The following is a 20,700-nucleotide window of genomic DNA, read 5'->3' as shown; positions in this document are numbered from 1 at the left end:
TGTTGAATGATGAATTATGAATGATAAGTGTTCATAATTCATCATTTATAATTTATCATTCATAATCGCACCGGCGACCCGGTCATCATTCTCTTGGAGTATCCATCCAAACTTATAGAAGACGCAGTAAACGAGGTGTCGAAACTGCCGGGAATCGGGAAGAAAACTGCCCTGCGACTGGTGCTGCACCTCCTTAAACGCGATGAAGAACAAACCGAAACGCTGGCCCAGAGTCTGACGGCTATGCGGACGAAGGTTAAGTATTGTCGCAAATGTCATAACCTGTCGGATAACGATCTCTGCACGATCTGCGCCAGCATGAAGCGCGATCAGTCGCTGATCTGCGTGGTAGAAGATACCCGAGACGTACTGGCCATTGAAAATACAGCCCAGTATAAAGGCTTGTATCATGTGCTGGGGGGGATTATCTCACCCGTTGAAGGAATCGGACCAAGCGACTTGCAGATTGACTCACTCATGACACGCCTGCGTGGGGAAGAGAGCGAACAGGTACGGGAAATTATTCTGGCCATTAGTCCCACAATGGAAGGCGATACAACCGCTTTTTATCTTCAGAAAAAGCTTAAGCCATTCAACCTCAAAATCTCGACGATTGCACGGGGTGTTCCGATTGGGGGCGATCTCGAATATGCGGATGAAGTCACGCTCGGACGTAGTATTCTGAGTCGGATAGCCTATGACTAAAACGGGCGTTTGGATTTGTATGACCCAACACCGTTTATAAACCACAAAAACTCGTTTCTTTGCGTTTGTGACCCGGATTTCATTGAACATTCGACTGCTTGGCATGTTCTGTTTAGTGGACCTTCGGTCACAAACGCATTTTTGTTTTCTTACAAACCAACATTCGCATGAATCGCTCCGAGTTTTTGAAAATGGCCTTTGGTGCTTCGGCCGGGCTGGTCGCTTTCCGCTCGTTTGGTTTTTCGCCCGCTCAGGCAGAAGGCCCTTTCAAACTGGCACCCCTCCCGTATGACGCTGGTGCGCTCGAACCGCACATTGATAAAATGACGATGGAAATCCACCACGATAAGCACCACAAAGCGTATGTGGATAACCTGAACAAAGCCGTAGCCGGGACCGACATGGCCAAGATGGACATTGACGCTTTAGTAAAGAGCGTGAGTAGCACTACGCCCCCCGCCGTACGTAACAATGCGGGTGGCCATTGGAACCACACGTTCTTCTGGAATATCATGGGCCCTAACGCTGGTGGAGCACCCAAAGGAGCACTGGCTGATGCCATCAACAAGAAATATACGTCGTTCGACAATTTTAAAACCGAGTGGGGCAAGGCGGCTACGGGCCGTTTTGGTTCCGGTTGGGTATGGCTCATCAAGAATGGCAACGATGTTGAAATCATCTCGACGCCTAATCAGGACAACCCATTGATGGCGCTGGCCGAGAAAAAAGGCACGCCTGTTCTGGGACTTGATGTGTGGGAACACGCCTATTACCTGAAATACCAGAACCGTCGGCCAGAATACGTAACGGCTTTCTGGAACGTAGTAGACTGGAATAAAGTAGGAAAGAACTTCGGCGCGTAGTTAATAGAATAGGCAGTTACAAAACGGTACGCCGTTGGGCGGGGCCGCCTTTTAGGTTGTAGAGTCATAAAGTTGTAAAGTTGGCTGGTGTGTCCTTAAACTTTACAACTATATGACTCTACAACTTTATAACTGCCTTATAAACTTTTGTATTTTTGCAAAAAATAGTTTAGTCCATGTTATCAGAAGAATTATACAACGAAATTCCGTCATTAGATTTGGCGGATTTCACCTCAGGCGATCCCGAACGCAAAGCCCGTTTTGTGCAGGATCTGGGTAGGGCGTTTAATCAAATCGGTTTTGTTGCCATTCGCAATCACGGTTTAACTGAGGACTTGACTAAGCGGTTATACGATTCAGCACAGGCTTTTTTCTCCTCGCCTGATACCTTGAAACAGAAATATGAACACCCCGAACTGAATGGCCAGCGTGGCTACATCGGGAAGGGGAAAGAAACCGCCAAAGGATTTAAAGTGGCGGATTTGAAGGAGTTTTACCACATTGGTCAGCCGGAACCCGAAGGCGACATGCCTGCCAACGTACTGCCGGAGGAATTTCCTGAGTTTAGCGAAGCGACATTAACCGCTTACAGAACACTGGAGAATGCCGGCAAGCAACTGCTACGTGCCATTGCCCTCTATCTGAAGCTCCCCGAAAATTATTTTGACGATAAAGTTGAGAACGGCGATAGTATTTTGAGGGCGTTGCATTATTTCCCGCTCGATCCTGACACCACGCCGGATGGCGCGGTGCGGGCTGCTGCTCATGGTGATATTAACCTTATTACGTTGCTTATGGGCGCTTCGGCTGATGGGCTGGAAGTGCTCCGTCGTGATGGTAAATGGATTGGCATTACGGCCCTTCCCGACCAGGTTGTGGTGAACGTAGGCGATATGCTCGACCGACTGACCAACCACAAACTGAAATCAACCATTCATCAGGTGGTCAATCCGCCCCGGGAGAAGATGAACCAGTCGCGGTACTCGATTCCGTTCTTCATGCACCCTCGTGCTGATATGGATCTAACCAGTCTGGAAAGCTGCATTGATGCGCAGCACCCTAAAATATATGTGAACATGACAGCAGGTGAGTTCCTGGACGAGCGGCTGATGGAACTTGGTCTAAAAAAAGCGTAAGTGCGTACAACGTCCGGGCTGGGTCGCCAGCCCGGACGTTGATTAGACTGCCTCTCCCGATCGCATCCTATGCTGCCACATCTGCCAACCGTTAAGCCCGTACGTCGAATCCGGTACATTATCTTTCTGAAAGATGTGCTGGTTCTGGCGCTGACGACGTTTGGCGGACCGCAGGTGCATCTGGCCATGTTTCATGAGCGACTAGTTTTAAAACGGCGGTATCTGACGGAGGATGAGCTGCTGGAACTGAATGCGCTTGGTCAGGTTCTCCCCGGTCCAACATCAACCCAGACGATTACGGCTATTGGCTTTAAATTCGGCGGCCCGAATCTGGCGTACATTACGTTGATCATCTGGATACTCCCTGCTGTAAGTATCATGATAGCCGCCGGGATGGGTATCTATTATCTGGAAAAACACCAGTTGTCACTCCAGTTTACCCGATTTATTCAACCTATGGCCGTCGGTTTTATGATTGTAGCCGGGTATCGAATTGGTCGGAAAGTAATAAAGAATCAAATCAGTCTGGGGCTGGCTCTAACAGCGGTATTGGTCGGTTATGTTTTCCGGTCGCCGGTGATGACGCCCATTGTGATCGCCGTTGGTGGACTCACTACCGCACTGACTTACGAAAAACAGGAACGAATGGAAAAGAAGCCCCTGCGTGTGCAGTGGGCTAATTTTTTTCTATGGCTGGGGGTGTTCATTGCGGCTGCTGGCCTGGGGGCGATTACACAGTCATTACCTGTGCGCTTATTTGAAAATTTTTACCGTAACGGCAGCTTCGTGTTCGGGGGAGGACAGGTATTGACGCCCATGCTCTATAATGAGTTTGTCGCTTTTAAACACTACCTGACCCGTGAGGAGTTTTTGTCGGGCTTAGGCCTGGTACAGGCCGTACCAGGTCCCGTTTTCGCATTTGCCTCCTACATTGGTGCGCTATCCATGCGCGATGCCGGTATGCATGGTCAACTGTGGGGCGGAATAGTCTCGACAGTCGGCATATTTCTGCCAGGTACGTTCCTTATCTTCTTCGTGTATCGTTTTTGGGAGCAACTAAAACGCTATCGGGTTGTGCGGGCTTCTTTAGGCGGCATCAATGCAGCTAGCACGGGCCTGACGGCAGCTGCGGCCATCGCCCTATTCGAACCGATGGCTGCTCACTGGCCGTCGGTGGTAGTGGTGCTAGTCACGATCGGTGTACTTCTATACACCAAAATCCCCCCTTACGTATTGATTTTGGGCGGCTTGCTGGCAGGAATACTTATCTGAAAAGCCCTCAATAGGTAGTAAGCACTCGGGCTTTTGTACTGCCTTTTTACGCCGTAAAGTTTGGCAGTGACTCCGTAACCAGCTTTATTTCCAAACGACTGAAACGACAATAATGGAAATGGCCAGCAGAAGCTGGACGGCTACTTTAAGCGTGAATGGCTGCCCAAAATGAAGAGGGTACAGGATAGCTCCGGCAATTACGCCCGTAACAAAAAACAAAAATCGGTTCGACCACATAGACCCATTGAATCCTTCGACGCCGTATTTAGACGCTTTAATCCAAACCCAGGTACAGGCTATCGCTAATAAATAAGGTATCGGTGAGCGGATCCATTTGTCCGATTTGAATTGCCAGTACATGATGTACCAATGCCCGAAAGAACCGACCAGAAAGAGAATAATAGCGGCACCTATTTTCGAGAAATCCATAATCACCCCCTTAGATTTGTTGCATAATTCGCAGTATTTATTGAAAGACAATAGTACTAATCAATTCGCAAAATGGCCTGACTAGAGTTCATCCGAGAGATAATTTCGGATGGTCTGGTAAGGGCGTAGTAGCCCCTGCGTTTTGCCATTTGTTCCTTTATCAGAACCGTTGGTACGGGCTTCCCCCGACCGACTACGATTGCTGTTCTGGAGAGCAAGCATCTCTTTCCGCAACTGTCGTTGTTCGTCGTCTGTCAAGACGGTGCGTGTAGCCTCTCCCTGACCGTAGCCATCGTTGAAATTGCTGATGCGGCTATCGGTTTGTGCTAACTTGAGTTCAGATAATAATTCGTTCAATTCGGACGTAATACTCTGACGCTCTTCTTTTAATTCCTTTAAGTTAGGTAACAAGTCGAGAGTATGCTGGAGTACTTGCTGCTGTGTGCGTTGCTCAGCCAATTGCGTTTCGAGGGGGGCGATTTCCTTGTCCAGTCGTTTCAGGCGTCGGCGCAATTTTCCTAGTTTAATATCGGCCTGTAACCATCGAAACCAAAAGGCCGATAACACGGGTAGCGCAATGCCTAAACATACCGCCCCCGCCAGAGCAAACAGAATACCACTCAGCACGAACGAGAGTAACGCCCAGGGGCTGTTTACAAGTGCCAGATTCAGTTCACTGGATTCGCTCAACTGCTTCTCAATTTTACTCAGCGTAGACGGACTAAGCACCTGTGTGGCTGCGGTAGGATCCGTATTAAGTTGTAGCTGCCGGACCGATTTGTTGATAGCTGCTTTGAGCTGATCCGTTCGGTACGCTTCATAACGAAACCAGCCGAGTACGGCCAGCGTCAGCACCGAAAATACGGCTAATGCCATTTTGAAGCGGCCATATCTACGCCCATTTTTCACCGGATCTTCCTGATAGGGCTGCTCGATAAGTCGGTCGTACGCGGGTTTCAGCAGAATTGATACCATCGCTAGTCCCACGGCAAAGGCCCAGGCTTCGTTGGTGTTACGTATGTTGAGTGCGTAGGCTACAATCTCGTGGGAGATGATCAGATCACCCGCCAGAAATGAAATACCAGCGACCAGGAACAGAAGCCCGGCCAGCAATGAATAATCTGGTGCGGCTTTTGTTCGGCGTTCCAGTAGCTGATTGCGGTCCGATTCCAGTGCTTGCCGGTCTGCTTCCTTTTGTTTGATCTGCTTATCTAGCCGGTCCACCTGGCTTGTGAAATTTTGCAGATCGGCAAAAGCGGTTCTGTTAGCGTCAGTAGCTTCGGCCAGTTGGCGCTCAGTGTTGGTCAGTTCAGTGCGCTTTTCCTGAATCCGGTCTGTAATCCAGTCCGTGTTAACCTGACTCGATAAATAGCCTTCGTATGTTTCCCGGTTAACTCCTTCAACACCACTTGCATAGCCATGCTGAAAATCGGGTTGATTCGTTGGTTCCATAAGTTCAAGTTGTATAGTTGTTGTATATTAAGGTTGTAGAGGCTCGATAAGTCGATAACCACTACGTGTTCCCGTCTTGTCAATCAACTCAAAAACTAGTTGAAAATTGCTTCCCGTTGTTGTTGGGTGAGCTGATCGCGGACGCTGCGGGCGAGTTCAAACTCGCTCAGAAATAAGTTAACAAGCCCATCAAGCCGAGCGTTCAGTCGGGTTAAGTCGGCCTCAATGTGAGTCAGGGTTGTTACGATCGGCCACTTTTGCGTACGAATCGTCTCAACCTCACGAGTGAGCTGAGTGATTTGGGCTTCCCAGACAGGTAGATTTTGTTCCTTATGTAATAGTAACTCTCTATTGGCCTGAATGTTGTCAATATCTGCCTGCAAAGTAGTCAGGGTACTTAGTAGCAATTTGCCCGCCAGTAGAAAAAGGAAAAAAACGAAAACGCCCAGTGCAAGGGCTTGGCCGGCCGATTGGGTTTGCCAGGCTTGGACCAGCACGAACACTGATGTCGCTACTGGTAGCCCAATTTCTTCAACCAGCCGCCGACCTGACAGTCGGGTATCTGTTTCATAAAAGAACGATGTGCGACCAAACAGATTGAACATCCCTGCCAGAAAAACACCTGCCCCAATCCAGCGATTTGGGAAAGCAGGCCGTAGCGTTTCGTCGATAAGATAGAAGTTGCCAATGCACATCAGTCCCGAAAGCAACAGGCTGATCATTGTCCGAATCAGGTTGTTGGAGGCTGGGTTTTTATCCCTTAACGCGCTGGACTGACCCCGTAGTGACGTAATAAGATTTTCCTGCTGCTCGATTAGCCCGTTAAGTTCGCTGAGCTTCCCGGTATGTTGTTCGAGTAGTCTTTCCAGTGGGGCAGCCTGCTGACTAAAAAGAGAGCGTATTTCGGCGATTTTTTCATCGGGGCGGGCATCAGATAAGCCGAACAAAACGCCCTCATCGCGCAGATTTTCTTCGTCCGTTAACCAATCTGGCAGAAAGTCTATTGTACTAGTTACGGCAATGGATTCATTCGGCACGTTTTGGGGGAATACGGAAAAAATAGGTGGAAGGGACGTTCTCACTGGCACAAGCGTAGTGGCTGGCAAGGGTACTGTAGAATCACGAGAAAAAAAGGAACGAAGGCGTCGAATAAACGTCATTATTGAATTCCGCGAATGGATAAGGCAGCCAAAACAGACTTTCAGAGTAAAAACGGCCGTAAATACGTAAAAATTACCCCATTAATGCAAGTACTTATTGATGTATGGGAACTGTTCAGGCCAGCTTTACAGGAAGGGCGTATCCCTATTATAGGAATACGCGTCGAAGGGCCGCCCATAGCCGTTTCTTCAAGTTCTGATCGGCTTCGATAGTTGGCAAAGAATCGGCCATCAGGAACGTAATACCCTCAAACCGAACCGGTGCGTACCGATCCATCATAATATCGAGGTTAACCCGCTCGAAGGGCACCCCGAACGTAATGAAATGGTTGATGTATTTCCCCCGTAGCAACTCGGCAAAATTCATATCCTGAACACCATGCAGGTTCAATAAATCGACACCGTCGATGTTAAGATTAACGGCTTTCAGAATCTTTTCCAGGAATAACAAATTGCTGGGGTCCAATTCTTCATCGGCCAGTAGCAGCACTTTGTGGTTCAATTGCGGTAGCCGTGGCTGTTGCTGAGCCGGAGGGAAAATAGACGGCGTTGTGGGGCGTGGCGCGGGTTCAGGTAATGCTTCAGGCGCTGTAACGATAACGATTGGCTCGGGAGTGGACGTGGGCACGCCAGGAGCCATTACTGGTTCATCTACTAACAACAGTTCATTATTGACCACCGTAGACTCTGCAGCTAACGTCTCTAAAGCCGAAAGCAAATCATCACTAACCAGGGCACCCACCTCGTCAACTACCTGATCGACGGTTTCATTTACTGACCATGATTCATTGGCGATTCGGAAAATCGAATCGCTTTGGTATAAGGTCTGATAGAAATTCCTGGCTGACATGGGGACGCTGGATAACGATGGTGAATGAAGCAGCCATAACGGTACATAAAGTCATGTACCGTTATGGCTGCTTACAACGTACTGAAAAACTAAGCAATCACAGCCTGCCGGTGAATAATGGCTTCACGGTCGGGACTGGTTGAGATAAAGTTGATGGGTAAGCCCAGCGTATCTTCCAGAAAGTAAACGTAATCCGCCAGTTCGGCCGGTACGTCCGTAAAAGAACGAATGTCGGTCAGATCCGTTTGCCAGCCTTTAAATGACTTGTATATGGGCTTTACGGCCGTATCACAAAGATCATAGGGCATTTGTTCCGTTGTTGTACCGTCGGGTAGCTCGTAATGCGTGCATACCTGAATCTCATCAAAGATGTTCAGCACATCGACCTTCATCATCACCAACTGCGTCACGCCGTTAATCATGATCGCGTATTTCAGAGCGGGCAGATCAAGCCAGCCACACCGACGCGGCCGACCGGTAGTAGCACCAAACTCACGGCCTTCCTTCCGAATCAACTCTCCAGTTTCGTTGGAGAGTTCCGTTGGGAAAGGGCCGCTACCAACGCGCGTGCAGTAGGCTTTGAAAATTCCGTATACTTCGCCAATCTGACGTGGCGCCACGCCAAGTCCAGTGCACGCACCAGCCGTCATGGTACTGGAGGACGTAACGAAAGGATAGGAACCGAAGTCAATATCCAGTAATGAACCCTGCGCGCCTTCGGCTAATACTTTCTTTTTGTCGCTTAGCGCTTCGTTGACTGTATATTCACTATCAGTCAACTGGAACTGCTTCATGAATTCCACCGCGCCAAAAAATTCGGCTTCGGCCTGTGGAAGCACCGATTGATAATCAAAGTTATTCTGTTCCAGAATGACTTTATGAATGGCCACCAGTTTCCCGTATTTCTCTGAAAAGTTTGGCGACAGAATATCACCAACCCGCAAGCCCTGCCGGGCCACTTTATCCTGATACGTAGGACCAATACCCCGTAGCGTTGACCCAATTTTCGACTCGCCTTTTGCCTGTTCGTATGCGGCATCCAGAAGCCGGTGAGTTGGAATGATGATCGATGCTTTCTTCGAGATCTGAAGATTCTGCGTTAAGGCAAGATTGTATTTCGCCAGACCGTCAATTTCCTTCTTAAACACAATTGGGTCCAGTACTACGCCATTGCCAATTATATTAAGAATATCGTTCCGAAAAATACCGGATGGAATCTGGTGCAGCACATGTTTCAGCCCATTGAATTCGAGCGTATGTCCAGCGTTTGGGCCACCCTGAAAGCGGGCCACAACCTGATACTGCGGAGCCAGTACGTCCACAATTTTACCTTTTCCTTCGTCGCCCCATTGGAGGCCTAATAAAACATCGATCATTCTGATTGGTCCGCTAACGCGGCTATGGTTACGCTAATTCTTTATTTGTACCTAATACATTCGGTTCTGGTTGAATGTCACCAAAACGAAATGCAAGTGGTCCCGAACCGTTTTTGTTCAGGTGCTCAAGCCGCGCTTTGGCTTCTTCAACGGTGGGTACGTGTCCAGCAGGAATCCACCACAACACGGTCATCATCTGGTCAGGCGAATCCACGCGGGGCTTCTCAAACCACTTTCGGCGGTCTTTCATAACGGCAGTATGCCTACTTTTAAACACAAACGCCTGTAGCTGTTCGACCGATGCCCAGACCGACATGTTGACAATGATACGTTCATCATCGAACGGGCGCAGGCTGATGGCATCGTTTCCATCACCTTTGAGCCGCCAGACAAACCCGTCACTTTGCTCTGCCAGTTGGTTGATTGTGTCGAGCTGCGCAACAAAATCAGCCATAATCGGGTGATTAATGGCTGGCGCAAGCATTCGGGCAATGTTTAGTTGGGCAAGAGGCATTCTATATATGACGTAAGGTATAAGATGTATGATATAGAAGCTAGGTATATGTCATACATCTTATACCTTACATCATATATAAGATTACTCTTCCATCGACACCTGAGCTTCCTGCCGTTCTTTGGCCATTTCGTCCCGGTTTTCGCAGAGGTCGCGGGCGCAGGAACCGTAGAAGATCAGTGAGTGGTGCATGACATTGAACTTCAGCATATCGCCAACTAGGTTCTGAATATTCTGGACACGTGGGTCACAAAACTCCATTACCTTGTGACAGTCCGTACAGATCAGGTGATCATGCTGACGATAACCGTATGACTTTTCGTACTGCGCCAGGTTGCGGCCAAACTGATGTTTGGTCACCAGATCACAGTCCACGAGTACATCTAACGTATTATAGACAGTAGCCCGACTAACGCGATACTTCTTGTTTTTCATGGAGATATATAACTCATCCACGTCGAAGTGATCCTGCCGGTTATAAATTTCTTCAAGTATGGCGAAACGTTCGGGCGTCTTTCGTAAGCCTTTACGTTCGAGATAAGCCCGGAAAATCATCAGGGCAGCTTCTAGATTCGTTTGTGTCGGCGCTGGCATTTCCGGTTCCGATTAGTTGAAAGTACAAAGGTACAGGTTTGTCATCTGAAGTTCGTCGTTTGAAGTTATTTATAACCTAAGCAAATAACGATAGACAACGAACGGCAAATCGCAAACCGATTAAGAGTCAAATCGCACCACTTCAAACACGCCCTGCACGCGTTCCAGTTTGCGCATTAGCGTTTCGAGGTGACCGGTGTCGTGGACGTAAAGGCGAATGTTCCCTTCAAAAATACCGTCTTTAGAGTCAATAGCCACCGAACGCATGTTGATGTGGAGTTCGTTGCTGATGACCCGCGTTACGTCGTTGATCAAACCCACCCGATCGGTGCCAGTGATACGTAATCCGGCCAGAAATGCCAATTCCTTCTGGGATGTCCATTTAGCCTTGATAATCCGGTTGCCGTGGTTCGACATCAATTCAACCGCATTTGGACAGGTAACCCGGTGAATTTTGATACCGTCGTTGATCGTTACGAACCCGAATACATCGTCGCCCGAGATGGGATTGCAACACTTGGAGAGTGTGTAGTCAATCCGGTCCATATCCTCGCCAATGAGCAGCATGTCGGCGTCGGCACGCTCACCATGAATTTTCTTGAGTTCCTTGACAAACGCTTTCGCGTCGGGCAGAGTATCCGTGTTGAGCTTGTTCGCGCGGTTTTCCTTGGCTTCTTTGTCGGACTTGAACTTCTTGAGCTCGCCAACGTCGATATGGCCCTTACCCACCCGATAGAAAAAATCGTCAGTCGTTTTAGAGCCAAAATAAGCCCGCAACTGATTAATGATTTCATTGGTCATTTCCACCCGCAGGATGCGTAGTTTCTTATTGACCAATTCGCGGCCATCCGTTACGTAGCGCTTGTTTTCTTCTTTGATCAAATCCTTGATCTTGGTCTTGGCTTTCGACGTCACCACAAACCGCAACCAGTCTTCGCTGGGCTTTTGTCGGTTCGACGTAATAACCTCTACCTGATCGCCATTCTGTAGCACGTAGCTTAGTGGCACAAGCGTGTTGTTGACCTTGGCCGCCATACACCGCGCACCAATCTGGGTGTGTATGTCGAAAGCAAAGTCCAAAGCAGTTGCTCCGCGTTGCAGCACCTGAAGGTCGCCTTTGGGCGTGAATACAAAGACTTCTTCGCTGTAGAGATTACTTCTGAAATCATCAACGAACTCAATAGCCGCTTTTTTATCGCCACTACCCGCCGACTCAATCATGTCGCGCACCTGACTGATCCAGGCTTCGATGCCTTCTCCAGTTTTGGTGTCGTTACCTTTGTATTTCCAGTGAGCCGCGTAGCCCTTCTCGGCAATTTCATTCATCCGTTCGGTACGGATCTGCACCTCCACCCACTGCCCCAATTTGCTCATTACAGTCGTGTGAAGCGACTCATACCCGTTGGTACGTGGGGTGCTGATCCAGTCTTTCAACCGGTCGGGGTTGGGTTTGTAATGATCCGTTACGATGGAATAGGCACGCCAGCAGGCCGCTTTTTCTTCTTCCGGCAGTACGTCCAGAATGATCCTGACCGCAAACAAATCGAAAATTTCCTCGAAGGGCTTTTTCGATTTATTCAGTTTGGTCCAGATCGAATAGATCGACTTGGGCCGACCTTTAATGATGTATTTTATGCCGGTCTCGGCCAGATCTTTCTCAATCGGTTCGATGAATCGACCAATGAACCGATCACGCGCGAGCCGAGTTTCCCGTAACTTTTTGGCAATGTCTTTGTAAGCCTCAGGCTCTACATGTTTGAGGTAGAGGTCTTCCAGTTCCGACTTAATCGTGTATAGACCGAGCCGGTGAGCCAGTGGCGCATAGATATAAATCGTTTCGGAGGCAATCTTTAACTGCTTATCGCGGGGCATCGATTCCAGCGTCCGCATGTTATGCAACCGATCAGCGAGTTTGATCAGAATCACCCGCACATCGTCCGATAACGTCAGCAGCATCTTCCGGAAATTCTCCGCCTGCTGCGATGAGCCGTACTCAAAGTAGCCTGAAATCTTGGTCAGGCCGTCGATAATTCGGGCCACCTTCGGTCCAAATGCCCGATCAATATCAGCAATTGTCGTATCCGTATCTTCCACTACGTCGTGAAGCAGCGCGGCCACAATGCTGGTCGGGCCAAGACCAATTTCTTCAACGGCGATCTGGGCGACGGCCAACGGATGGTAAATATATGGCTCTCCCGACCGCCGACGCATGTTTTTGTGGGCTTCGGCCGACGTATTGAACGCTTTTTTAATCAGCTTAGCGTCATCGCCTTTCAGCATTGGCTTTGCCGCTCGTAACAATCGCCGGTATCGTTTCAGGATTTCCTGTCGCTCCAGTTCTAAGTCGATAACGGGTTCGGTGCCGGGCCCCGGTACCTCTGGTACACCAGAGTTATCAGACCGTTCAATGGCATTTATCATAGTGGGCTTCGTTGCAGGTAATTGCCTTTAGGTTGTACTCGTACTACCAAGATAACAAAATAATAATCGAAAATTGCTTTGCGATTATCTAAAAATAAAACCTTCGCACAAATGTCTTGACACGTATATTTTTTTTTATACCTTTGCACCCTGAAACGACGAAACGTTGTTCAGTAAACAGCATCCCAACGCGTTTTTTCGCTGACTGATCCTGTTTAACATTGGCCCTGCGGGCGTGGCGAAATTGGTAGACGTGCCAGACTTAGGATCTGGTGCCGCAAGGCATGGGGGTTCGAGTCCCTCCGCCCGTACAAAGTTTAAGCGAAAGAGTGAAAGAGCGAAAGAGCGTTGTCTATAACAATTCACTCTTTCGCTTTTTTACTCTTTCGCTCTTTCATTTAAAACCGATACAAACGTGGATATTACCTTAGAAAAAGCCAGCGACACGAATGCTTCGCTGAAAATTACGCTAACACCGGCCGACTATAAGCCAGAAGTAGATAAGAAACTGAAAGATTATGGGCGTAAGGTTCAACTGAAGGGTTTCCGTCCTGGTCACGTACCTGCCTCGCTGGTGCAGAAGATGTACGGTAAAAGTATTCTGGTGGACGAAATCAACGCCATGTTGAGCAAAACCGTTAGCCAGTATATCCGCGAAAATAAATTGCAGGTTGTTGGTGATCCCATTCCGGATCGGGAACTGGCTGACACCATCGACTGGGACAACCAATCGGAATTTGCGTTCAGCTATACCCTTGGACTGGCGTCTGAGTTCGATATTGATTTCAGCGATCTGCCGAGCGTATCCCAGTATGAAATTCAGGCTGGTGAGGCTGAAGTTGATTCGACGATTGCTGACTTGCAACAACGTTTTCACGCCCACGGCCATGGTGAGGAAGTTGCCGATGGCGACACCATCTACGGTGAACTGAAACAGACAAGCGCACCCGAAGGAACCGATGCCTTTACAGCTAAAACGGCTTTCCCAATGAACCAGATGGCCGAAGACGCCAAAAGTCAGTTTGTTGGCAAGAAAAAAGGTGACGTAGTGACGTTTGTGCTGGAACAGGCATTTCCCGATGAAAAAGCGCGCGCTAACGCAACGGGTGTGAAAAAAGAGGAAGCGGCTGAGCTAACAGGCGAGTTTACGTTTGAAGTCGATGACATCACTAGAAACGAACCTGCCGAATTGAATCAGGAGTTTTTCGATAAAGTGCTGGGCGTTGGTGCCGTTAGCGACGAAGAACAATTCCGCACAAAAGTGGCCGAAATCATCCGGGGTAACTACGGTCGTGAGTCAGCCCAGTTGCTACGTTTGGATATTGAGAAAACATTGCTTGAGAACACGCCCATTTTATTGCCCGACGAGTTCCTGAAGAACTGGTTGCTGGAAGTTAACGAAGGCAAGTTCACCCCCGAGCAAGTTGATGAACAGTATGACGACTTCACCAAGTCCGTTAAACTACAACTCATCAAAAACAAGATCGCGGATAAAGCTGATATTAAAGTTGAGTTCGATGAAGTGCTGGCCGTAACCCGTGAGATGGTACGTGAGCAGTTCGGGTTTGCTGGTAGCGAAGATGAAGAGATGAAAAAAACCATCGATCGCATTGCCCGCAATTACCTGATGGACGAAAAGAATAACGGTCAGAATTATACCAGTACGTTCAACCGGGTGTATGACGATAAAGTGATTGAATTCGCGAAAACGCAAATGACCATCGTGTCGCAGGACATAACGGTAGACGAATTTAAAGCACTGGTTGAGAATCGTTAATCAACGCATAGGGACGTAACGAAGAAGCGTTCCCAGCGGTCAATACTATTTTAACGTAGCCTTACAAACCTACAAGGTCTCCAGGGTCTTGTAGGTTTTTTTATTTGAACACTATCGGGTGGCCTTCTTTCGGCACCAGGAATTTTTCTTCAGGAATATTTTTCTCCTTCAGTGCTTTTCGCAAATCATCGGCGGGTTCAAACAAGCCATCGTCACCCTGTTGAAAGGTGCCAAAGTGAATGCCCACAGCCTGCATGGGATCGAGATCAACGAAGGCCTGTACAGCCCCAGCGGGCGACACATGGATAGGTGCCATAAACCACTCGGGCCGATACGAACCAATGGGCAACAACGCAAGCTTTATGGGTCCGGTGCCGGGCAAGCCCGGTTCGCTACGCTTAGCCAGCTCGGCAATATGCTTGAAATGAGGGCCATAGCCGCTGTCTCCGCAGAAATACGTAGTACCAAAGCTTGTGTGAAGCAAATAGCCACACCAGAGCGTTTCGTCGTTGTCGCCCAAGCCCCGATTACTGAAATGTTGTGCCTGCGTGCAGGTTAGCCAGAGTTTATCATTCACTTTCAACGTATCGTTCCAGTCAAGCTCGCGGGTGATTCGCCCGTCAACGGATTTGGGCAAATAGGAAACTCCCAGGGGCGTAACGAACAGTGGATTATGCGCTTTCACTAACTTTTTGATCGTCGGCAGGTCCAGATGATCGTAGTGATTATGGCTCAGCAACACGACGTCAATCGGGGGTAATTCCTCAAAGCGGAGTCCTGGCGGACGTTTGCGCTTAATACCCAGCCAGGATGTTGGCCCTACCCGTTTCGACCAGACCGGATCTGTCAGGATATTCAGCCCATTCGTCTGGATCAGAAATGTCGAGTGATTCACGAACGTCAATACCAGACTATCCCCTTCTATACGTGCTGCTGGTCGAGCGCCAACAAACGCATCAGGTTGCTCTGGCCAGGGCCCTTTGTCGCGGTGCAATAGCCACTTCAGCAACCCGGCCGATGTCCGCTCGGGCATACCCGGGTTGAAAAATTTCTTCCCGTTAAAATGGTCGCTGACGGGACCTTTATAATGCGGAGCACAGGACGAAATCATTAACAACAAACAGGACAGCAGAAACAGCGGAAGATAATGCATTAGCGAGTGGAGCGTTCGCCAGTTAGAACAACGATAGTTGCTTGCCTGTTTCACGACCGGATAAAATACCTTCATGTTTCAGCAACCACTGCTTCCGCCACAACCCACCCGCATAACCGGTCAACGACCCATCAGAACCAATGATGCGGTGACAAGGCACTACAATCCAGAGGGGGTTTCGGCCATTGGCGGCTGCGACAGCCCGAATCGCCTTTTCGTCGCCGATACGTCGGGTCAGCGCCAGATAGGATAACGTAGTACCAAATGGCACGTCGAGCAGAGCCTTCCAAACAGTTTGCTGAAACGCTGTTCCTGATGGATTGATTGGAAAATCAAAGGTTTGACGCGTCCCGGCAAAATATTCCTGTAACTGCTGCACGGCTAATGACACTGGCTGCGAAAGTTGATCTTCCGGCTGCGTTTCTACTACGTTGTTCTCAGATATATTGGTGCAGGAAATGATCGAGACACCTGCATTGTCGCCGGAAATACGTACTAACCCAAGGGGAGATTCAAAAACGGCGGTCGTTATCATTAAGGTGTGCAGAAGAAAATGGAAGATAGGTGCTTCTGCCTGTAAAAAGTATCGTATATGACGCAGATATCACAATTTTCTTTAATTTTTCAGCGAAAATTATACAAATTCGCAGCATCTGCGTCTACTATTTTTTCAGTTTCCCATCAGTTTCAATATTTTTCCTGATGCGTAATCGCACAGATACAGCTCATTTTTCTGATCTTCGCCAAAGGCTGAAATAGAGCCAGCCCTAGAAATAATTTCCTGATTAGTAGCCGCGCTGGTCCCGTTTTGCGTTAAGGCCCACACCCGGCCGCTGGCGTAGTCGGCATAGATATACTTGCCACGTAGTGCCGGATTGGCTGAGCCCCGATAAACCGCTCCGCCGGTAATGGATACGTCGCCTTTGTCATGCGAATATTGCCAGATGGGTGGTATTAGGTCAGCCGCATTTACGTTAGTACCGCTAGTCTTATAATCGGCATTAGCCTCCTTGATCCGCCAGCCGTAGTTGCCCCCTTTTCTGACGATATCCACTTCTTCAATTTTGTCCTGTCCTACGTCGCCCGCCCACAATTGCCCCTTTTCGTCAAAGCTGACCCGCCAGGGATTGCGTAAGCCGTAGGCGAAGATTTCTTCCCGATAACCGTTGCTATTTCCTTTAAATGGATTGTCTTTTGGAATGCCATACTGCCCTTTCTCAGTGCTGTTCACGTCAACGCGCAGAATTTTCCCTAACCAGCTACTTCGATTTTGCCCATTGTTCTGCGGGTCACCCCCACTCCCACCGTCTCCTGTCGATACGTAGAGATAACCATCGGGCCCAAACAGCACTTTACCGCCGTTATGATTGGCATAAGGTTGATCAAACCGGAACAGGATCACCTCCGAACCGGGATCAACTTCCGATGTGGTGGCAGATGCCGCTTTGAAACGACTCACGATGGTTTCGCGGGGATTGCTTTTGGTATAGTTGACGTAGAAAAATCCGTTCTGTTTAAAATCTGGGTGAAAGGCCAGACCAAGCAGGCCCATCTCGCCACCAGATGATACTTTACTGCGAATGTCTAGATACGTACCAGCCGATGACGTACTGGCGTCGTTCTCAAATACCCGGATGCGCCCGGCCTGTTCAACCACAAACACTCGATTGGTCCCATCGTTGGCATGGGTATATTCGATCGGATCAGAGAACGTCAACTTTGGATAGGCGTTGACAACCTTGGCCGCCAGATTACCTGTACTCGATCCGGTTGAGTCCTGTATCATTAAATCAGGCTGTTTGGCAGGCTGGCAAGCTGACGTTAGAAGCCAGGTTCCACCCGAGGTTGCCATCAGGGATACGGCAAAAGTGATTATGGTTTTACTGAACATGACGAGTCGCTCAATTTTCTGCTAATTTGCATGACAAACCAGATTCCTGGTACAACCATCGAACTTTGCTGCCCGTGTTTTGTTCCAGAAACATGACTAATTATTCAACTAATCAATCTATAATTAGCAAACGGATACGTTTATAAATGTAGGGCTGCCACACGGCCTAGTACATTTACCTAACTAGCTCATTACAAATCGATCACCTCAATAGTTGCCTACCTAGTTACCTAACATATCATGATTACCGACACGAATACCTTCCTGGAACATCTGCATACTCAGCGGGCTCGTTATCGTTATAAGCTCCCATCGCGACCCGATGCCGGCCGATTCATTGACCAGCTAATGCGGTTGCTGTTCCCCGTAACGCAGGATTGTAAATCGGTATCGCAGCACGTAGAGGAAACGTATCGAAGTCTTCACGAGCAGCTCACCAAGTTGTTATGCCCATTGGAGAATAACCTTCCGGAAACACCAGAGGCCATCACCGAGCGTTTTTTCGAACGGTTACCCTCCATTTACGACAGTCTGTTGCTCGATGCCCACGCCATTGCCGATAATGATCCGGCCGCCGTTGGTATCGAAGAAGTCGTGGCCGTTTACCCGGGGTTCTACGCCATTTCGGTGTATCGTTTTGCGCACGAATTACTTCAGTACAACGTGCCCCTCCTACCCCGGATGTTGACCGAATATGCACACGGCCAGACGGGTATCGACATTCATCCCGGTGCGCAAATCGGGCCTTCATTTTTCATTGACCATGGCACCGGCGTTGTTATCGGCGAAACGACGGTCATTGGCAACAACGTAAAAATCTACCAGGGCGTAACGCTCGGTGCCACACACGTAGCGAAATCAATGGCGCAGAAAAAGCGGCATCCAACGATTGAAGACAACGTGGTCATCTACGCCAACGCTACGATTCTGGGAGGCTATACAACCGTTGGGCACGACTCGGTTATTGGCGGTAACGTCTGGCTAACGAGTAGTGTCGAACCGCACTCGCTCGTCTTTCACCAGCATCAAACCGACGTCCGGCTGAAGTCGCTGCAATCAACCGAGCCGATTAATTTCGTTATATAAAATACTAATACGTAGTAGGGTATCAAGTAGGAAGTGGCTGACGCAAGTTTATCACTCTGGCGTCAGCCACTTCCTACTTGATAACTTACTGTATACTAATTTCCTGATTACCCATGAAAGCCACTACTATTCTTGACACGATTGGCCAGACGCCCCATGTGCGCATCAATCGGCTGTTTCCGGGCTATGAAGTCTGGACGAAACTGGAACGAGCCAACCCTGGTGCCAGCATAAAAGACCGCATTGCCTTGGCGATGATCGAAGACGCCGAAGCAAAGGGATTGCTTACATCGGACAGTACGATTATTGAGCCAACGTCGGGCAATACCGGCATTGGCCTGGCGATGGTGGCGGCTGTGAAAGGGTACAAATTAATTCTGGTAATGCCCGAATCCATGAGCATCGAACGGCGTAAGATCATGGCCGCCTACGGGGCCGAATTCGACCTGACACCCCGTGAAAAGGGAATGAAAGGAGCGATTGAACGAGCGCATGAACTGATAGCCCAAACGCCTAATTCCTGGATGCCTCAGCAGTTCGAAAATCCGGCGAACATCGACGTTCACATACGAACAACCGCGCAGGAAATCCTGGCCGATTTTCCCGAGGGTTTCGACGTACTAATTACGGGAGTTGGCACTGGTGGCCACATCACGGCAGTTGGTCAGGTATTGAAAAAGAAATTTCCGAAGCTGAAAATCTATGCGGTTGAGCCCGAATTATCACCCGTTATCAGCGGTGGCGCACCGGGGCCACACCCCATTCAGGGCATTGGCGCCGGTTTTATTCCGATGAACTTACATACCGACGTGCTGGACGGCACCATTCAGGTGAGTAAAGAGGAAGCCTTCGAAATGGCCCGCCGGTCGGCGAAGGAAGAGGGTACGTTTATAGGAATTTCGTCGGGAGCATCGCTGGCAGCCGTGGCAAAAAAGCTGGTTGACATCGCTCCTGGCAGCCGGATTTTGACTTTTTGCTACGATACGGGCGAACGATATTTGTCAATTGAAGGGTTGTATTAAAGAGAAGGCGTAAGTTAAAAGGTAGCATGTAGTAAGTGGCTAACGCACGCACGGGTTGCTTTCGCGTCAGCCACTTACTATTTATGCGTTTGCAACTTCTCAGAATGCCACTCATTAGTCAATATTTATGCTCCCAAAATCTGCACTTTACCGATTTACCAAAGACACTAGTTTCATCATCGGCGGCATCCTCAGCGCCGGAATGGGCATCAAAGGGTTTCTGCTATCAAGCCATTTTATTGACGGGGGCGTAACAGGCATTTCCATGCTCCTGGCTTCGCTGTTCGACATTCCACTGCCTGTCTGGTTATTACTCATCAACCTGCCTTTTATTGGGTTGGGCTATCGCCAGTTTGGCAAACAGTTTGCGCTTAAAAGCACGCTGGCGATTGCCGGGTTGTCCCTTAGTTTAGCCGTTATTCCCTACCCAGACGTAACGCCCGACTTGTTACTGACGGCCGTGTTTGGTGGCTTCTTCATTGGCGCGGGCATCGGGCTGGCCATACGGGGTGGCGCGGTGCTGGATGGCACGGAAATCGCGGCACTTCTCATCAGCCGAAGCAGTCACGTACTGAAAGTAAGCGATGTTATTCTGGTTCTCAACCTGGTTATCTTCGGGGCCGCTGCCTTTTTTCTGGGGTTGAATCCGGCTCTGTATTCCATGATTACGTACTTTGCCGCATCGAAAACTGTCGACTTTATTATCCACGGTATTGAAGAATATACCGCGGTCCTCATTGTTTCCAAGAATAATCAGGCGATCCGGGGACGTATCATCGAACAAGGCTGGGGCGTAACTATTTTAAACGGGCAGGGGGGCTATGGCAAACATGGTAATCACCAGGATATCGATACGATTCTTTACACGGTCGTTACCCGGCTGGAAATCGTCAAGCTCCGCACGGCCGTTCTGGAGATCGACGCCAATGCCTTCATTATTCAGCATAGTGTTGATGATGTGGCGGGGGGCAAAGTAAAAAGTTTGCCGATGCACTAATC

The 20,700-nt window shown here is 49.0% G+C and carries 19 protein-coding genes and 1 tRNA gene; 9 read left to right on the top strand and 11 right to left on the bottom strand.

The window, feature by feature from the left end; translation table 11 throughout:
* Positions 1-93 precede the first annotated feature (93 nt).
* The 4 genes from recR to chrA all read left to right on the top strand — a co-directional run bounded on the left by recR (position 94) and on the right by chrA (position 3,976).
* Entirely contained in the window at positions 94-705 is a 612-nt protein-coding gene (recR, locus tag ACYVEA_RS31500; protein WP_461117345.1) for a recombination mediator RecR, read from the top strand.
* Between the two features lie 167 nt (positions 706-872).
* Positions 873-1,568: a superoxide dismutase gene (locus ACYVEA_RS31495; RefSeq protein ID WP_461117344.1), complete on the top strand. Its 696-nt coding sequence runs from the start codon at positions 873-875 to the stop codon at positions 1,566-1,568.
* 176 nt (positions 1,569-1,744) lie between these two features.
* Positions 1,745-2,704 carry an isopenicillin N synthase family dioxygenase gene (locus tag ACYVEA_RS31490; protein WP_461117343.1) on the top strand — a complete coding sequence of 320 codons (960 nt, stop codon included), beginning with the start codon at positions 1,745-1,747 and terminating at the stop codon, positions 2,702-2,704.
* A gap of 69 nt (positions 2,705-2,773) precedes the next feature.
* Positions 2,774-3,976, top strand: coding sequence for a chromate efflux transporter (chrA, locus tag ACYVEA_RS31485; protein ID WP_461117342.1), 1,203 nt, complete (start codon positions 2,774-2,776; stop codon positions 3,974-3,976).
* An 84-nt stretch (positions 3,977-4,060) separates the two neighbouring features.
* On the opposite strand, the gene ACYVEA_RS31480 is transcribed toward chrA, so the two are convergent.
* From ACYVEA_RS31480 to ACYVEA_RS31445, 8 genes are all read right to left on the bottom strand, one after another.
* Positions 4,061-4,405, bottom strand: a complete 345-nt coding sequence (locus ACYVEA_RS31480) for a hypothetical protein (protein WP_461117341.1) — start codon at positions 4,403-4,405, stop codon at positions 4,061-4,063.
* Between the two features lie 81 nt (positions 4,406-4,486).
* Positions 4,487-5,857 (bottom strand): hypothetical protein, encoded by a 1,371-nt coding sequence (locus ACYVEA_RS31475; RefSeq protein ID WP_461117340.1) that lies wholly within the window; start codon positions 5,855-5,857, stop codon positions 4,487-4,489.
* 95 nt (positions 5,858-5,952) lie between these two features.
* On the bottom strand, positions 5,953-6,939 hold the full coding sequence (locus ACYVEA_RS31470; RefSeq protein ID WP_461117339.1) for a hypothetical protein: 987 nt from the start codon (positions 6,937-6,939) through the stop codon (positions 5,953-5,955).
* Between the two features lie 226 nt (positions 6,940-7,165).
* Positions 7,166-7,867, bottom strand: a complete 702-nt coding sequence (locus ACYVEA_RS31465; protein WP_461117338.1) for a hypothetical protein — start codon at positions 7,865-7,867, stop codon at positions 7,166-7,168.
* Between the two features lie 89 nt (positions 7,868-7,956).
* Positions 7,957-9,243, bottom strand: a complete 1,287-nt coding sequence (locus tag ACYVEA_RS31460) for an adenylosuccinate synthase (protein WP_461117337.1) — start codon at positions 9,241-9,243, stop codon at positions 7,957-7,959.
* A 28-nt stretch (positions 9,244-9,271) separates the two neighbouring features.
* On the bottom strand, positions 9,272-9,757 hold the full coding sequence (locus ACYVEA_RS31455) for a DUF3291 domain-containing protein (protein WP_461117336.1): 486 nt from the start codon (positions 9,755-9,757) through the stop codon (positions 9,272-9,274).
* Positions 9,758-9,841: 84 nt separating this feature from the next.
* The gene (locus tag ACYVEA_RS31450) at positions 9,842-10,351 is read right to left on the bottom strand and encodes a Fur family transcriptional regulator (protein WP_461117335.1); all 510 of its coding nucleotides are present in this window, start codon (positions 10,349-10,351) and stop codon (positions 9,842-9,844) included.
* 120 nt (positions 10,352-10,471) lie between these two features.
* Complete coding sequence (locus tag ACYVEA_RS31445) at positions 10,472-12,772, bottom strand: RelA/SpoT family protein (RefSeq protein ID WP_461117334.1); 2,301 nt, start codon at positions 12,770-12,772, stop codon at positions 10,472-10,474.
* A 229-nt stretch (positions 12,773-13,001) separates the two neighbouring features.
* Between ACYVEA_RS31445 and ACYVEA_RS31440 the strand changes: the two genes are divergently transcribed.
* Together ACYVEA_RS31440 and tig are read left to right on the top strand one after the other, a co-directional pair.
* Positions 13,002-13,083, top strand: a tRNA-Leu gene (locus ACYVEA_RS31440).
* A 104-nt stretch (positions 13,084-13,187) separates the two neighbouring features.
* On the top strand, positions 13,188-14,549 hold the full coding sequence (gene tig, locus ACYVEA_RS31435; protein ID WP_461117333.1) for a trigger factor: 1,362 nt from the start codon (positions 13,188-13,190) through the stop codon (positions 14,547-14,549).
* A 100-nt stretch (positions 14,550-14,649) separates the two neighbouring features.
* Here tig and ACYVEA_RS31430 read toward each other — a convergent pair whose 3' ends face one another.
* The 3 genes from ACYVEA_RS31430 to ACYVEA_RS31420 all read right to left on the bottom strand — a co-directional run bounded on the left by ACYVEA_RS31430 (position 14,650) and on the right by ACYVEA_RS31420 (position 17,554).
* Positions 14,650-15,702 (bottom strand): MBL fold metallo-hydrolase, encoded by a 1,053-nt coding sequence (locus ACYVEA_RS31430; protein ID WP_461117332.1) that lies wholly within the window; start codon positions 15,700-15,702, stop codon positions 14,650-14,652.
* A gap of 22 nt (positions 15,703-15,724) precedes the next feature.
* Positions 15,725-16,234 (bottom strand): methylated-DNA--[protein]-cysteine S-methyltransferase, encoded by a 510-nt coding sequence (locus ACYVEA_RS31425; RefSeq protein WP_461117398.1) that lies wholly within the window; start codon positions 16,232-16,234, stop codon positions 15,725-15,727.
* Between the two features lie 138 nt (positions 16,235-16,372).
* A complete protein-coding gene (locus ACYVEA_RS31420; RefSeq protein ID WP_461117331.1) occupies positions 16,373-17,554 on the bottom strand; it encodes a PQQ-dependent sugar dehydrogenase in 1,182 nt (393 codons plus the stop codon).
* A gap of 279 nt (positions 17,555-17,833) precedes the next feature.
* On the opposite strand from ACYVEA_RS31420, the gene ACYVEA_RS31415 reads away from it, so the two are divergent.
* The 3 genes from ACYVEA_RS31415 to ACYVEA_RS31405 all read left to right on the top strand — a co-directional run bounded on the left by ACYVEA_RS31415 (position 17,834) and on the right by ACYVEA_RS31405 (position 20,698).
* Positions 17,834-18,679: a serine O-acetyltransferase gene (locus tag ACYVEA_RS31415; protein ID WP_461117330.1), complete on the top strand. Its 846-nt coding sequence runs from the start codon at positions 17,834-17,836 to the stop codon at positions 18,677-18,679.
* A 113-nt stretch (positions 18,680-18,792) separates the two neighbouring features.
* Positions 18,793-19,701 (top strand): cysteine synthase A, encoded by a 909-nt coding sequence (cysK, locus tag ACYVEA_RS31410; protein WP_461117329.1) that lies wholly within the window; start codon positions 18,793-18,795, stop codon positions 19,699-19,701.
* A gap of 127 nt (positions 19,702-19,828) precedes the next feature.
* A complete protein-coding gene (locus ACYVEA_RS31405; RefSeq protein ID WP_461117328.1) occupies positions 19,829-20,698 on the top strand; it encodes a YitT family protein in 870 nt (289 codons plus the stop codon).
* Positions 20,699-20,700 lie beyond the last annotated feature (2 nt).

The organism is Spirosoma jeollabukense, from assembly GCF_054777855.1.
The sequence above is the reverse complement of the archived record's forward strand: the minus strand, read 5'-3'. Positions and strand labels throughout refer to the sequence as shown.